We start from the raw sequence: 15,196 nt of genomic DNA, 5'->3' as shown, positions 1-15,196 counted from the left end.
AATGGCTTAGCTATCTTACTTTTTAAGTGATAGCTTTTCGCCTTTTAAGCTTTTACGTACATTAGAAATACGCGAACGGTTCTTCGCTCTCGCTTCACCGGTAGCTTGGCCTGATGGCTTATTAGCACGGGTGCGGCGTAAATGCGCTGGCTTTTTACCAATTTTATCAATCAGTACTTCACGATTACTTACTTCGTAACCTTCTAAGTAAACACGTTTAATTTTTTGACCAATTAAGGTTTCAATTTCAAACAACATGTTTTCTTCTTCGCGGCTAACAAACGAAATTGCTTGTCCTTGGTTACCAGCACGACCTGTACGGCCAATACGGTGTACGTAATCTTCAGCAAGCCAAGGTAAATCAATATTAATAACGCGCGGTAAACCGTCAATATCAATACCACGTGCTGCAACTTCTGTTGCAACTAAAACGCGTACTTTGCCTTCTTTGAATTCACGTAACGCACGACGACGGTTACCCTGCGATTTATCACCATGACACACTGCCGCTGGGATACCGTCTAGGTTAAGCTCAGTGACTAGCTCATCTGCGGTTTCTTTCATGTTTACAAACACCAGCACTTGCTGCCAGTTTTTCTTACCAATTAGCTCAGAAAGTAACTCTTGCTTACGGCGCTCTTCTACCGGGTAAACCACGTGTTGTACTGTGCTTGCGGTGCTGTTAGTTTGATCAACACGCACAATTTCAGGTTGCTTTAGCACTTTAGAGGCAAATTGTTTAATTGCTGCTGGGAAAGTTGCTGAAAACAATAAGATTTGACGCTCATCAGCACAGCTTTTTATCACGCTTTGCATGTCATTAATAAAGCCCATATCGAGCATACGGTCAGCTTCATCAAGTACTAAGTGTTTTACTTGGGCAAGGCTTAAGTTACCTAAACGAATATGATCAAGTAAACGCCCTGGTGTTGCTACTACAATATCCACACCTTCTTTGAGTGCAATTTCTTGTCCTGCGGTATTAACACCACCAAATAAACTCACTACTTTTAGCGAAGTGTACTTAGCAAAGTCTTTAAAGTTATTAGCTATTTGCTCTGCAAGCTCACGCGTAGGTGCAAGGACTAAGGCGCTTGGCGCATTCGTAGTACTGCTATCTGACTCAAATAACTTTTGGATAATAGGGAGTGCAAAGGCAGCGGTTTTACCTGTGCCGGTTTGAGCACTCGCTAAAACGTCTTTACCTTTACGAACAGCCGGAATAGCTGCGCGCTGAATGGGCGTAAGGGTGTGGTAATTAAGTTCGTCTAACGCCTGAATAAGTTCAGGGGCAAAACTAAAAGATTTAAAATTCATTGCTGTATAACCTGCGGCCACATTATCAAGGGTCGCAAATTATACAGTAAAATCGCTTAAACAGTTAGTTTTAAACACCAGAAACCACTAATTTATAAAATGCGGGGTAATTAGCTATTATTAGACGCTGTTTGAGTTAGCTAAATGATTTTAACTCGCAATATTAATCCTCGCTTATTCACTTCTTTATTGCGATTTTATAAACTTTACACCGTTGTTTTACATTGTGTTACATAACCATTTGCATTTAAATAAAAAAAGCAGGTACACTTTCTCGCCCATTTTGTTGGGTGAATATAAATTAAAGGAAATTAATAATGATAAAAAGATGTTTAACTGCTGCGGTATTAGTAAGCGCGTTTGTTTCAATGCCGTCACAAGCAAAAAGTGGCATCAACCCATGGCAACAATGTGGTATTGGCGCGATGGTTTTCCCAGATAATGGCGTTGCTGCAGCAATTTCTAATATTATTTGGGATTTAGGCACAACTGCAGTGTCTTCTAACATCTCTTCAGTAGAAAGTTGTGAAGGCGCTAACGTAAAAACAGCGCAGTTTATTCAACAAACTTTTCCTGTATTAGAACAAGAAATAGCACAGGGTGAAGGCGAGTATATCGCTGCAATGCTTAACGTACGTGGTTGTGATGTAACTGCACATCAACAAATTATCACTTCGGTACGTAACGATTACGCAAACGCGCCAATAGACAATGCACAAGCATTTTATGAATTAGTTGAAGGTAAAATTACAACTAACTTTTCATCTCAATGCGCTGCAATCTAATAATTAAAGGGCTTAACAGCCCTTTTTTTGGTTAAACAATGAAACCTCTATTTTATTTAATTAGTGCTTTTTTATTCATCTCTTTCTCAAGCTCTGCCACGCAATCTATCTCTGTTTTAGCCAAACACCCAATATGGTTGAAATTAGGGCATTACAAAAACCAACCAGCTACCATCAGTTATATTACTAACGCATCATTTTTTATTGCAGATAACGGACGTACTGATCCGGCTGCCGAATTAAAAGCAACAATCCATGCTTTTAATAACCTGCCCTCAATGCCATGTCGCTACCCTGCTCGTTACCAATGGCTCAAAGAGCAAGGTTTAACCTTTTCAATGCCAGCTGCAGAGTGCCCAAAATTAAAGCAATGGCGAGAGCAACAAGCAATTCACTCTGTTAGTTTAGTATTTGCATCTGGTTATATGAGTAATCCCGCATCGTTATATGGTCATTTATTACTTAAACTTAATCGCTCGACCGAATCAAAAAACAAATTATTAGATTACAGTATTAACTATGGCGCACACGTTCCAGATAATGAAAACGGCTTGGTGTATATTCTCAAGGGCTTGTTTGGTGGTTATAAAGCCGGTTTTTCAGATCAATTGTTTTATCGCCACCAGCACAACTATGGTGAAATAGAATTAAGAGATTTATGGGAATATACCCTCAATCTAAACGAGCGCGATGTGGTTTTTATTGCTAATCACTTATGGGAAATTTTAGGCACTGAATTTGATTATTACTTTGCCGATGAAAACTGTGCATTTCATCTTGCGCAAATTATTGAACTTGTTATTGGCGATCAACTAACCAGCGAAGGCGCTCCTTGGGTAATACCAGCCACTATTTTTTCAAGATTAAACACGGCCACTTACCAAGGCCAATCGGCGGTTAAAAAGATCACATTTACCCCCTCGCGCGACACTGTATTTACCAAGCACGTTCAATCTTTAAGTGAAAAAGAGCTCAGCTTTGCTAAACAAATCTTTGCTGAATCAGCAGTACTTAAAAGCAAATCTTTTTTAGCTTTGCCAGTGCAGTCTCAAAAAGCCATTATTGGCACTTTATTTGAACTTGTACAAGTGAAACAAATTCAAAAGCAAACCCCTGTAAAAATAAGTGAGTTAAAAAATGCACTTATTAAAGCGCGCTTAAAGCTACCAATGGGCGAAAACAAAGTTAAATTTCAATTTATCCAGCAGCCACCACATAAAGGTCAAAAGCCCTCTAACAGCTCAATTTCTGCGATGCACACGGCTGAGAAAACACAGTACACTATGGGTTTTAGGCTGAGCTATTTTGATACCCTTGCCTCTGATATTGCTCGCATTCCATTTTCTAATTTAGAAATGTTAGATACCGAGCTGATGTTTACAAATGGCGAAACTTACATAAACAAAATTCATTTATTAGATTTAGAGTCATTCAATCCAAACCAATTGTCTTGGGCTAATGAATCTAAGTGGTCGTGGAAAATCAATGTGGGATTCGATAGGCAACCAGCACTGTGCAGAACCTGTAAACGCGGCTTTGTTATGGGGGGAGCCGGACAAGCTTGGCAATTTAGCAACAACACCTTAGCCTATAGCTTAGTTAATGGTTACTTGGGTGATTTAGCTAAAAATAGCCACTTTTATGATTCGTCGGTAGAGATGGGGATTATTACCGGTACTGACTCAGGTATTAAACTCAGAGCATCCTATGAAAAGTCATTCTTAAATGCTAAAAACCCAGCGCAAACCAAACTAGAACTGGCAGTGCCTATTAGCCCAGATATTGATATTAGATTGGCGGTCACTCACGCTAATTCAGCTATTTGGCAGCTTAAACTCAACTACTATTGGCAGTGATATAAAAAAGCAGCCTCTGTGTTTACAATAGGCTGCTTTGAAAATTTAGTAGTTAATAAATAGCCTAACAGTTTAAGATAAAATCAAAACCTTACTAATATCCACGCACTGCGCTCGACTACCGACAAAGTCTTGCTCATTAAGCTGATTAATTAGCGTTTCACCTTGTTGCTGTTGCTCATCGTTAAGCGGTACGTAAGGCATTCTAAAAACGGGGTTAACCGCACCTGTCATGATCATCGCAGTATTAATGGCAATTGGGTTTGGCTCGCAAAACAGCCAGTTCATTAATGGTTGTAATGAGTTATTAAGCGCATCATTTTTACTATCCATTAATTGACGGAACAACCCTGGGATCAGGTTAGACGTAACTGAAATAACACCATGTGCTTTATGGATATGGCGTGCATCGTGTGCTTCGTCATCATTCCCAGACCAACACGCAATACCTTGTTGTTCATAGTGCACTATACGCTCATTGCCACCACATTCTTTAACACCAATAAAGTGCTCATGCTGTGCTAGTGGTTCAATAATATCAGGGGTGAGGTCTTGACCTGTGCGCCCTGCTACGTTGTAAATAAACGCCGGACCAATATCAAGCACACGTTTAAAGTGTTCTTTAACACCGGCAATTGATGTGCGCCCGTAGTAAGGGTTAATTTGCAATGAGGCATGCATGCCGCTGGCAAAACCATATTTAGTTGCTTTAATTGCTTCGCGCGTATTATTACTTCCGGTGTTGCCTACAATCAGTAATTTATCACCAAATTTATTGGCACTGTGCGCAATTAGCATTAAGTGCTCTTCCCAGTTCATTAACTGGCCTTCACCGGTGGTGCCACCAACAACTATGCCGTCAACACCCGCTGCAATTTGTATTTCAACGAGTTCATCATACTTTGCAAGATCGATCTCACCATTGGCTAAGTAAGGTGTTTTAATTGCAGTAATAAGGCTTGCTTGTTTAATTTGTTCTAGGGTGCGCATAAAAAAATCATTGTTATTAATACTTGGCCTATTTGTACCATATTTACCGCGCTATTTGCAGTGATAGCCAGTATTTAATTATAAAATGGCTTGTGTTATTGGGTTTGATGATACAAAATAAACAACTGTATAAATAAACAGTATTTTGTTTTTTACTATTAAGCGAGCCACTATGCGTTTATCTGACTATTTAAGCACTCACTTTTATCACACTGATGAGTTATGCCAAGCACTCAACATAGACACTGAAACTCTTGAAGATTGGCAAGCTCAAAGCATTTTTCCTAAGCCAAGTTATTGCATTAAAAACCAGATGAGTTGCAGCTCTTACTCAGGCTTATATGAGTGTGAAGAATACGACGATTATTATCCCCGAGGCTGCGTAAACTGGGGACAGGGAGTTATAAAGCAAAAAATTGAGTCATCTAATCAGGCGTTTAATCTGTTTGCTCAGCACTATACCCAATGCTTGGCTAAGCTTGCACAACAAGGCTTTATATTTAACGAGGAACTGTTTGGCTGTGAAATAGAAGAACATTTACAGCAAGTGTGGCAACAGTTTTTATGCAGCAAATATGGGGTGCTTACCCAAAATGGCTTAATTGATGAAATTGTTGCTGTGGATATTGGCAGATTATTAGTAGACGATATAACCGAGCTGCGCAGCAAAGCCAGTTTAGATAAAGATGAGCGCACCCGCATTCACCCCGCCATGAAGCTTTTAAATAAAGCCCTTAGCCATGGCGCCGATCACGAAAAGCAACTTACATTACGTAGCCGTTATATTGATGCCCTTATTTTAAAATACGATTTATCGATTAAATAAAGGTTACAGCTCCTACTTGGCTATTAGCTTTGTGCTGTTAACCAATGGTTTTATACACATCAATATTAGTAGAGGTAATAAATGTACCGACTGCATCACCAAAGGCTTTAAAGTGTGGTGCGTTTTTATGGGCTTCGAAATGCTCAGTAGACGCCCATTGCTCACTCACTAAATAGGTGGTTTGCTCAGAATCGTTTTTAACTGATAGCTCGTAACGCAGGCAGCCTACTTCTTGGCGAGAGGACTGTTGTAAGTTTTCGAGCTCGGTTAATAGACGCTCTGCATCCCTATTTTCACTCGATAGTGTAGCAATTACCGTTAACATGGGTGTTCCTTGTTTAAAAAATAAAGGTGCAGCTTTACTGCACCTGTTTTGGTTTTGGCTTTTTGGTTATTGATCCCACTGTGGTGCAAAGTCTGGCGATGCTTGGCGGTCGTTGCAATCAAGGCCATTAATTCGCGCTATATCTTCATCATCAAGTTTAACTTTGTCGTTAAAGTTATCCTCTAAGTTTTTACGCTTAGTCGATGATGGAATTGTGGTCATGCCGTTCGCATTTTCCCATGCAATAACCACTTGCGCTGGCGTTGCATCATGCTTGTTAGCAATATCAATAATGGTTTGATCTGTTAATACCTTACCCACAACAAATGGCATATAGCCGGTAACATGAATTTTATGTTGATCGCAAAAAGCGCGCAGTTTAGTGTTGGTTAAATATGGATGTACCTCAATTTGATTAGTGAATATTTCGCGAGGATCTAAGGTTTGCATTGCCTCATTTAAGTTGGCAATGGTGAAGTTAGATACACCAATATGTTTAGTTAACCCCAGCTTTTTAGTTAACAGTAGCTCGGTTAAATATTCACTCATGGGTTCATTATTTGCGGGCGCTGGCCAGTGAATTAACAATAGGTCGACATAATCAAGCTGTAACTTCTCTAAAGATGATTTAACACTGTCAACAAAGTCAGCTTTGTTGAGCTTGTTATTCCATACTTTGGTGGTTATAAATAATTCTTCACGAGGAATATTGCTGTCTTTAATTGCTTGGCCAACTTGCTCTTCATTGCCATATATTTGCGCGGTATCAATGTGGCGAAATCCAACTTCTAACGCCATTTTTACAGATTCATAAGCTGTTTTACCTTCTAAACGAAAAGTACCCATACCTAAATCTGGCATTTCAATTACACGTTGTGTCATAGCTTTATCCTTGTTTAATAATAGGTTTAAAATTCAAACGACGCGTTTACTAAATACACCTATTACTTTTTTTGATTTAAAATTTTGACCTCATGTGAATACTGAGGTCATTAATTTTTATTTCAAGACTAACCTATATGAGTTCGGCTTTATTTAGCCTGAACATTATGTTTATCTAGCCTGCCACTGTATCGAGTAACTATTAAAGCCAGCAATGAAACAACGGCCCCAATCCATGCGGTATCTTTTAGTTCCATATGCTCGACTACAAGCCCCCCTGTAACAGAGCCTAAGGCTATTCCAATATTAAACGCCGCGATGTTTAAGCCCGATGCTACATCTACCGCATTAGGAGTGTGCTTTTTTGCCTGTTTTACTACATAAAGCTGCAATCCTGGTACATTACCAAATGCAAATGCCCCCCATATTAAAATAGTCAGCACTGCGGCTACTTTTGATTCCATAGTAAAGGTGAAAGCCAATAAAATAATTGTTAACGCGCTAAATATAATACTCAGTGCACTAATTGGGCCTCGCTTGTCGGCTAATTTTCCGCCCCATATATTACCAACAGCCACCGACACACCATAAACCAGCATTATTAAACCAATAACGGATGGTGCAAAGCCAGTTTGCTGCTCTAATATAGGCGCTAAATAAGTAAACGCGGTGAACGTACCGCCGTAGCCTAATATAGTCATTAAATAAACGAGCAATAAGCGCGGCTTAACAATAACCTGTAGCTGCTCTTTAAACGTCGCCGGAATAGACTGCTTTAAGTTTTTTGGTACTAAAATAGCGCTGCCAATTAGCGCAATTAAACCTAATGCCGAAACCACTAAAAACGTTGCACGCCAGCCAAAGTGCTGGCCAATCCATGTTCCTAATGGCACACCCGTTACAAGCGCTACCGTAAGGCCGGTAAACATAATTGCAATAGCGCTCGCCTCTTTGTCTTTACTTACCAAGCTTGTTGCTATCATTGAGCCAATAGAGAAAAATACACCATGAGCTAATCCTGTTAGTATGCGCGCCAGTATTAGTGTTTCGTAACTCGGCGCTTGCCAAGCTAATAAATTACCCATAACAAATAAGCCCATAAGACTTATAAGTACCACTTTTCGGTTCCAGCGACCCGTTAATGCAGTGAGTACCGGTGCGCCAATAGCTACACCAACTGCATATAAGCTCACTAGTAAGCCTGCTGATGGTAAGCTCACGCCTAAATCGTTTGCAATAGTTGGCACTAAACCCACTATAACAAACTCGGTTGTTCCAATTGCAAATGCGCTTAAGGTAAGCGCCCATAAAGCCAATGGCATAAATACATCCTCATTTTTAAAATAGATGCATAGTGTGAGTAAAAACTCCTTTGCAATAAATAGCATAAATGGCAAAATACTTTTGTTTATTTTGCAAATATAAATGAGTGAATTTATGCCTGTTCAAGCTAAAACTGAAGATCTAGAAATGTTTATTACCATTGTTGATTGTGGCAGTTTTTCCGGTGCGGCTAGTTTACTCGATTTAAATGTAGCTAAGGTTTCAAGAGCGCTATCTCGCCTCGAAAGCAGGCTAAACTGCACATTACTAAACAGAACAACTCGGCGCTTAGAACTGACCGAGGAAGGGCATATATATATAGAATATGCGCGAAAGGCTTTAAACACGCTGCTCTTAGGGGAAGAAACAATAAAGCTACTTAAGCAAGCACCTAGCGGGCACTTGCGTATAGATGCAGCAAGCCCTTTTGTTTTACATCAACTAGCGCCACTAGTTAATGAATTTAAAAAGCAATACCCGCAAATCACGCTCGATATTACCTCACACGACAATATTATTGATTTACTTGAGCGCAAAACAGATTTAGCTATTCGCATTGGAGACTTAAAAGATTCAAACCTGCACGCGCGAAAATTAGGCCAAAGTAAATTAAAATTGGTCGCAAGCGCTGATTATTTAAAAAATGCGCCACCGTTACAGCAAGTTTCAGATCTTAAAAACCATAACCTAATTGGCTTCAGTGAGCCCAATACTCTTAATCAATGGCCCTTGAAGCATCAGCAATCACTGCACTTTGATTTAAGGGCTAACAGCGGCGAAACCATTAGGCATTTATGTATTGCTGATCAAGGCATAGCACTTCTCTCACAATTTATGATTGCAGAAGATTTAGCCAAAAAACGATTAATAGAAGTTTTACCTCACAGCGTAAGTAGCCCAAATAATCGAGAATCTATTTATGGCGTTTATTACAAAAATGGGGCGGTTTCTTCCCGTATCGTTGCATTTTTAGATTTTATACAACCGCGACTAAGTTTATAAATCGCTTTTAAATTGAGTTTAAAGAGCAACTTAATGAAATAATTTACATTATTGACGGTTTTAAGATTAAGCTGAGTATAAACACTGCAGTTGCATTATTTGGATGAGGTAGTATGGATTCTTTAACACAAGTTGCATTAGGCAGTGCCGTAGGCTACGCGGTACTAGGCAATAAAGTAGGTAGAAAAGCCGTTGCGTGGGGCGCTATTTTAGGCACTTTACCCGATCTAGATGTATTTTTACCCTATGGCGGCAGTGTAGAGGCATTTACCTATCATCGCGGTTTTAGCCATTCTTTATTTGTGCATTTATTAATAAGCCCGCTAATTGTATGGCTAATATTAAAAATACACACAGGCATGCAGACTTATAAAGCTCGTTGGTTTTGGTTAGTTTTTTTGTGCTTATCAACACATGCTTTATTAGATTCACTCACCGTTTATGGTACTCAGCTAATGTGGCCCTTAAGTGAATACCCTTTTGCGGTATCCAGCATGTTTATTATTGACCCCCTTTACACCTTACCGTTATTAATTGGTTTAGCTTTTACTTTATTACCTAAAATAAGCACAAGTAAAGCCTATAAAATCAATGCAATTACACTTAGCCTAAGCACAGCGTATTTATGCCTTGCCTTTGTGTTTAAACTCAATATTGACGACAAGGTAAAAACAGCACTGAACAATCGCGATATTGACGCAACCGGCTATATTAGTACGCCTGCCCCGCTCACTACTTTACTTTGGCGTGTAGTAGTGATGTCTGACGGTCACTACTACGAGGGTTATGCCTCCGTGTTTGACTCGCCCAGTGATGTAACCTTAAATGCCTACAATACAACACCGTCTTTAATTAAGCCTATTGACAACCAATGGGGCATACAAAGACTACAATGGTTTACAAAAGGGTTTTATTCTATTCGCCAGCAAACCGATAACGTGATTTTGTCAGATTTAAGAATGGGTATGGAATGCCAATACGTATTTAACTTTGTGGTGGGTGAGCAAGCTGACTCGGGTATTAAAGTGGGTAGCTTTGAGCGACTCTCTCAGCGTCCTAGTTTTAGCAATGCCAGTAATATTTGGCATCGAATATGGCAACCCGAAGTCTCGCTGGCATCTCCATTGGCTAAAAATAACTGCTCGTTGCCATAATTAAGGGTTAAGCAAGCACTGCTTGTAAAAAGAGCCAAACAACATTGTTGCTTAATCACTCGAATAGGGTCTGTTGACCTTTCAAGGTTATATTTGCAGCAGTCTGTTTGGTATTTAGGCAAGGCAGAGCCTATGTAGTGTGGTTATTCCCCATAAATAAGCGATAACGCAGCATCAATGCCAAACAGGGGCAGCCCGAAGGGTTCTGCCTAGGGGCAATTTACTCTTTGTTGCTCGGTTTTTACTTAGCCCACTAGGTTACAAACCTCGCGTCGCGATTAAACCGCCCCTAGTTTGAACAAATTTTAATCCGCAAAGATCAACAGACCCTAGTAACATGAATTAAGAATGCATGTAAGTGGTGTTTTTGCCGTTTGCCTTAGCCTGATAAACAGCGTTATCAGCATGCTTAAACAGCTCAGTAAACGTGCTGTTACTATCACTCATACATGCACCTACACTGACTGTTAGCCCTTCACTGCCCACTTTAATTTCAGCAATTAGTTGGTGTAGTCTTTGGCAAAATATTAAGGTATCTGCTCTATGGGTGTCGGGCAGCATAATTAAAAACTCTTCCCCACCATAGCGTGCAACTAAATCAGTTTGTCTGCTTATTTTTTTAAGACATTGGCCTAGTTCTTTTAGCACCCTGTCTCCCTCTAAATGACCATAGGTATCGTTGATCTGTTTAAAATCGTCAATATCAATCACTAATAGTGCAACTGAGCGGTGTGTTCTTTTTGCTTGTTCGAGTAATAAAACACTGCGGTAATCCATTTCACGCCTGTTTAATAGCGATGTTAGCTCATCGGTAGACGCTAAAGATTGCAAGCGCTCAGTTTGTGCTTCTAGCTTTTCCCGTGTTTTTATCAACTCATCGTAGAGTTTATCTCGCTGCGTAGCATTAAAAAAGCTCCAGTATATAAACCCCTTTTCGTCAAGCTGAGCATTAACGGTAACCGCCATTCGCTCCCCCTGAGCACTGAGCATAATTAACTGCATTTCTTGGCATTTTTTTTCGTGTATTAAGGTAGGAAGCACATAACTTTGTAAAAATATTTTTGAAGATTTAGTTAGGATTTTGTCAATATACTTGCCAATAAGTTCATTGCAATGCCAGTGTAGTTCCTTTTTAAAATAAGTATTTACATAAACAATTACGTTATCCGCATTGGTAACCAATGCGCCACTTAAAAAGTAATCAGCAGAGTAATCTGTAACTCTATTATCATCTAATTGATGCAGTGGCATTAAGGCTAACTCACAAAGTCAATAATCGAACGGCCGACTGTTTCTGGGTGAGTCATATGAATACAATGACCATGTGCGCTTATAACTTGGAGCGTCGCGTTAGGAATTTCATTTGCGACAAATTCGCCTACAGATGGCGCCGCTAAAGCATCATGCTCACTTTGTAAAACTAATGATGGCTGTTTTATATGTTTAAGCGTAGCGCGATAATCAGATAAAAAAGTGGCTTCTGCAAAGGTTTTTGCAATCAGTGGATCGGTTGAACAAAAGCTCCCCGATAACTCGGCTATAAATTCATCAGGATGAGAACTACCCATAACTAAAGGTGCTAAGTAATTGGCCCAGCCAATGTAATTTTTATCCATTAGGTTAAGTAGTTCGTGCAAGTCTTGTTTTTCAAACCCGCCAAAATAATCAGGGGGTAAATTTAAAAAGCACGGTGAAGGACAAATCATAACAAGCTGAGCAAATAACTCTGGCTTCTCAATGGCGGCAAGTGCCCCAATTGTTGCGCTAACAGAGTGACCTATAAAAGTCACATCGCTAAGTTCTAGTGCTCCACATATCTCAAGTACATCTTTGGCATAGCCATCAAGGGTTGAATAACGCTTTTTGTTGTATTGAGAAATATCAGACTTACCAGAGCCTACATAATCAAACAGCACTAAAGTAAAATGTTGCTCAAGCGCTGGAGTAACAAACCGCCACATATTTTGGTCACAACCAAATCCGTGAGCCAAAACCAAGGTTTTATCACCCTTGCCAATTATTTTGACGTTGTTTCTTTTGCGTATTTCATTTAAGTGCGGCATTAGAATGATCCTTTTCTTTGTTCACCCAATAAAAGTAGTACATTTATTAAACATAGTGAGGACTACTGTTTATATAAATAAGTTTAACTCATTGCAAAGCTTTATACATCAATTAGTTAGATGAAAAATCATCAAGAGAAAAAGTACATACTATTGTATTAAAAAGTGTGATTATTTATTTTGCTTAGGGATAAAAAAACACACTTTTGTTAACATTAAATTACATCCTTGGCAGCCTGCATCAGCTTAAATAAAATGGCTATTGCAACCCAATGGATTAGTTTTGGTGCTCGTACTGCCCACGATACACTTCAAATACTTTTAGTACGGTGTGTTGTTCTTTTGAAAGTGAGTCAAACCAATCGTCAAATAATTCATCATCTTCTTGTTCGCTTAATGCTAAATAATGAGCAAGTAATTCAATGATATCGTTATGAGAACATGCGAGTGGGTCAACTTGCTTAGCCAATATACTGTGGTCACGCTCTCTGAGAGTGTCCATGACTCCTTGGTCGATTTGGTCTTGTTGTGCCTGAGCGTCACTCATAAAACTACCTCTATTAACGTTATTAAATTTTTATTATTTTTGTTCGATGAGTCTAGTTATAGCAGCCTAAATACTAATAGCCAGTACTTTTGATCTAAGTGCTTATTTTTTGACTTGTTTGTGCAAATACGCAGCAATTACGCTGCGTTTAAGGCTATTTAAAATGATTTGCAAAGGGAAAATAAATACGTTAAATTAAATGATATACTATCACATAACATTAAAGGTATTTTATGAAGCCCAATATTCACCCTGATTACCATGTGGTTGCTTTTCATGATACTGCAGCTGATTCTTACTTTATTATTGGTTCAACCATTAAAACCAATCGCACCATAGAAATTGAGGGTAAAACATACCCTTATGTTCCTATTGATGTCTCAAGTGACTCACATCCATTTTATACCGGCAAACAAAAAACGCTCGCTACTGATGGCCGCGTTGCGCAGTTTAATCGTCGCTTTAAAAACCTCTCTACAGCTAAAAAGGAAAGCAAATGAAAGTATTAAGTTCATTAAAAAGTGCAAAACAACGACCAGATTGTCAAATTGTAAAGCGCAAAGGGCGAGTGTTCGTGATATGTAAAAACAACCCTAGATTTAAAGCCGTGCAGGGTATGAAGAAAAAATAGTGGGATAGATAATAATGCCGAGTTTATACTCGGCATTATTAAAGTCTGTTTAACTGTTTATTTAACTACAACAGAAAACTCAGGCACTGCTTGAATAACCTTTTTCACGGTACATGTATTCACCGCAGCAATCAGTGCTTTTTTATATTTAGCTGGGAAACCTTCTGGCAAGCCAATTTCGATTGAAAAAAGCTTCTTACCGTTTTCATCTACATTTTCGTTATTTTGTGTCAGTGTCATCCCTTCAGTCGAGATCTCTCTTTGCTGACAAAATTTACGCGCATAAAAACCAGCACACAACACCATGCTTACTAAAAAATAGTCAAACGGTTCTGGATGCTCAGCATCACCACCGGCGTTTATGCTTTGATCGCTTATAACTTCATGCTCACCAAACTTAGCACTTAATTTTTGACCGTCTAACATTGAAACCGAAATTTCCATTACTAATCCTTATTTTCCAAACAATAATTCAAAAAAGCCTGGAGGCTCATGTAATTTGTGATATTTTTTGCGTAAATTATCAATTGCTTTAAGTGGTTTTTTTGCCGCCTCAAGCCCCTGCTCGTTCGCTGCTTTTTTGGCTAACTGGGCTTGAGTAAGCACCTTATCTAGTCCCTGCACCGACTTTTCGGCTTCTTTATAAAATTTGGCTTGCTTACTTTGCTCTATCAATTCAATAAACTCATCGATAGCGCCATTAAATTCTGCTAACTGGGTTGCTTCAACACTTTGTTTATAAGCAAGCCCAATGTTTTTCATGGTCTTTTCTAAGTCGCTCATTTCATTAGCGGCAACTGTTTGGCTAAATATTAATACCATTAACAACAAAACTGCTTTCATTAATACATCCTAAAAAATAATTGCTGCATACATGCTAAACTTAGTGGGTTATTATATAGCATAACGCCTAGATGTCACCAAGGAGCACTTTAGCAAGGATAAAATTGAGCTTTAAAAAGTTTATAGAGAAATGTATGTCCTTGTTTAAATTATACCGCCTACTAACTATTACCAGCCTACTATTAGTTAGTTATAATGCTCATGCTCTAGAGATCAGATTTATTAATCCTGGTTTTTCCGACTCTGTTGATTCAAAAAATAACAACACCGGAAATTTTTGGTTTGATGTTTCTAAAATCATGCAAAATGCAGCCACTGATTTAGATGTGACATTAACGATAAAATACGCCAACCGAAATCATATTTTAATGAAAGAGCTGATCCAGCAGGCTATAAATGACAAACCCGATTACCTGATCCTCGTAAACGAAAAAAATGTTACCAGTAAATATCTCTCTAAAATAGACAGTAAAAATGTCCCTATTTACTTTTTATTAAATCGCCCCTCGCCTGCGTCAGTTGATAAGTTACGCAATAATGGCACTAATATAGTCGGTAGTATTACTCCAAATAATCGCGTTGCAGGCAAATTATTAATGCAAGAGCTTTATAATACGTTTTCTAAAAAAACAACAACACAAGCACATACACT

At 38.9% G+C, this 15,196-nt stretch carries 18 protein-coding genes; 8 read left to right on the top strand and 10 right to left on the bottom strand.

Going from position 1 to position 15,196, the window contains the following annotated elements; translation table 11 throughout:
- Positions 1-15: 15 nt before the first annotated feature.
- On the bottom strand, positions 16-1,317 hold the full coding sequence (locus tag P20439_RS00270; RefSeq protein WP_008114027.1) for a DEAD/DEAH box helicase: 1,302 nt from the start codon (positions 1,315-1,317) through the stop codon (positions 16-18).
- A gap of 317 nt (positions 1,318-1,634) precedes the next feature.
- Here P20439_RS00270 and P20439_RS00265 point away from each other — a divergent pair, with 317 nt between their 5' ends.
- Entirely contained in the window at positions 1,635-2,102 is a 468-nt protein-coding gene (locus P20439_RS00265) for a DUF3015 family protein (protein ID WP_008115277.1), read from the top strand.
- Between the two features lie 38 nt (positions 2,103-2,140).
- Positions 2,141-3,958: a DUF4105 domain-containing protein gene (locus P20439_RS00260; protein WP_008463864.1), complete on the top strand. Its 1,818-nt coding sequence runs from the start codon at positions 2,141-2,143 to the stop codon at positions 3,956-3,958.
- Positions 3,959-4,030: 72 nt separating this feature from the next.
- On the opposite strand, the gene dapA is transcribed toward P20439_RS00260, so the two are convergent.
- Entirely contained in the window at positions 4,031-4,948 is a 918-nt protein-coding gene (gene dapA, locus P20439_RS00255) for a 4-hydroxy-tetrahydrodipicolinate synthase (RefSeq protein ID WP_008463862.1), read from the bottom strand.
- A gap of 172 nt (positions 4,949-5,120) precedes the next feature.
- Here dapA and P20439_RS00250 point away from each other — a divergent pair, with 172 nt between their 5' ends.
- The gene (locus tag P20439_RS00250; RefSeq protein WP_008463860.1) at positions 5,121-5,774 is read left to right on the top strand and encodes a DUF6058 family natural product biosynthesis protein; all 654 of its coding nucleotides are present in this window, start codon (positions 5,121-5,123) and stop codon (positions 5,772-5,774) included.
- 37 nt (positions 5,775-5,811) lie between these two features.
- On the opposite strand, the gene P20439_RS00245 is transcribed toward P20439_RS00250, so the two are convergent.
- From P20439_RS00245 to P20439_RS00235, 3 genes are all read right to left on the bottom strand, one after another.
- Complete coding sequence (locus P20439_RS00245) at positions 5,812-6,099, bottom strand: putative quinol monooxygenase (RefSeq protein ID WP_008463858.1); 288 nt, start codon at positions 6,097-6,099, stop codon at positions 5,812-5,814.
- A gap of 66 nt (positions 6,100-6,165) precedes the next feature.
- Positions 6,166-6,981 carry a 2,5-didehydrogluconate reductase DkgB gene (dkgB, locus tag P20439_RS00240; protein ID WP_008463856.1) on the bottom strand — a complete coding sequence of 272 codons (816 nt, stop codon included), beginning with the start codon at positions 6,979-6,981 and terminating at the stop codon, positions 6,166-6,168.
- Between the two features lie 149 nt (positions 6,982-7,130).
- Positions 7,131-8,303: an MFS transporter gene (locus P20439_RS00235; RefSeq protein WP_171043281.1), complete on the bottom strand. Its 1,173-nt coding sequence runs from the start codon at positions 8,301-8,303 to the stop codon at positions 7,131-7,133.
- Positions 8,304-8,418: 115 nt separating this feature from the next.
- On the opposite strand from P20439_RS00235, the gene P20439_RS00230 reads away from it, so the two are divergent.
- Positions 8,419-9,306, top strand: coding sequence for a LysR family transcriptional regulator (locus tag P20439_RS00230; protein WP_036932568.1), 888 nt, complete (start codon positions 8,419-8,421; stop codon positions 9,304-9,306).
- Positions 9,307-9,419: 113 nt separating this feature from the next.
- Complete coding sequence (locus tag P20439_RS00225; protein ID WP_008463851.1) at positions 9,420-10,460, top strand: metal-dependent hydrolase; 1,041 nt, start codon at positions 9,420-9,422, stop codon at positions 10,458-10,460.
- Positions 10,461-10,802: 342 nt separating this feature from the next.
- On the opposite strand, the gene P20439_RS00220 is transcribed toward P20439_RS00225, so the two are convergent.
- From P20439_RS00220 to P20439_RS00210, 3 genes are all read right to left on the bottom strand, one after another.
- On the bottom strand, positions 10,803-11,711 hold the full coding sequence (locus P20439_RS00220; protein ID WP_008463850.1) for a GGDEF domain-containing protein: 909 nt from the start codon (positions 11,709-11,711) through the stop codon (positions 10,803-10,805).
- 5 nt (positions 11,712-11,716) lie between these two features.
- Positions 11,717-12,523 (bottom strand): alpha/beta fold hydrolase, encoded by an 807-nt coding sequence (locus tag P20439_RS00215; protein ID WP_008463848.1) that lies wholly within the window; start codon positions 12,521-12,523, stop codon positions 11,717-11,719.
- A 277-nt stretch (positions 12,524-12,800) separates the two neighbouring features.
- Positions 12,801-13,070: a hypothetical protein gene (locus tag P20439_RS00210; protein WP_008463846.1), complete on the bottom strand. Its 270-nt coding sequence runs from the start codon at positions 13,068-13,070 to the stop codon at positions 12,801-12,803.
- Between the two features lie 233 nt (positions 13,071-13,303).
- On the opposite strand from P20439_RS00210, the gene P20439_RS00205 reads away from it, so the two are divergent.
- Together P20439_RS00205 and ykgO are read left to right on the top strand one after the other, a co-directional pair.
- Entirely contained in the window at positions 13,304-13,570 is a 267-nt protein-coding gene (locus P20439_RS00205; protein WP_008463845.1) for a type B 50S ribosomal protein L31, read from the top strand.
- Entirely contained in the window at positions 13,567-13,701 is a 135-nt protein-coding gene (gene ykgO / locus P20439_RS00200) for a type B 50S ribosomal protein L36 (protein WP_008463843.1), read from the top strand. The genes P20439_RS00205 and ykgO overlap by 4 nt, the downstream gene beginning before the upstream one ends.
- A 57-nt stretch (positions 13,702-13,758) precedes the next feature.
- On the opposite strand, the gene P20439_RS00195 is transcribed toward ykgO, so the two are convergent.
- Together P20439_RS00195 and P20439_RS00190 are read right to left on the bottom strand one after the other, a co-directional pair.
- On the bottom strand, positions 13,759-14,145 hold the full coding sequence (locus P20439_RS00195) for an OsmC family protein (RefSeq protein WP_008463841.1): 387 nt from the start codon (positions 14,143-14,145) through the stop codon (positions 13,759-13,761).
- Positions 14,146-14,154: 9 nt separating this feature from the next.
- Positions 14,155-14,544, bottom strand: coding sequence for a cytochrome b562 (locus P20439_RS00190; protein WP_008463840.1), 390 nt, complete (start codon positions 14,542-14,544; stop codon positions 14,155-14,157).
- A gap of 134 nt (positions 14,545-14,678) precedes the next feature.
- Here P20439_RS00190 and P20439_RS00185 point away from each other — a divergent pair.
- The coding region (locus tag P20439_RS00185; protein ID WP_036932562.1) for a substrate-binding domain-containing protein at positions 14,679-15,196 on the top strand (518 nt) is incomplete at its 3' end.

This window comes from Pseudoalteromonas sp. BSi20439 (assembly GCF_000241165.1).
Taxonomy (GTDB): Bacteria; Pseudomonadota; Gammaproteobacteria; order Enterobacterales; family Alteromonadaceae; genus Pseudoalteromonas.
This window is presented reverse-complemented; position numbering and strand designations above follow the sequence as displayed.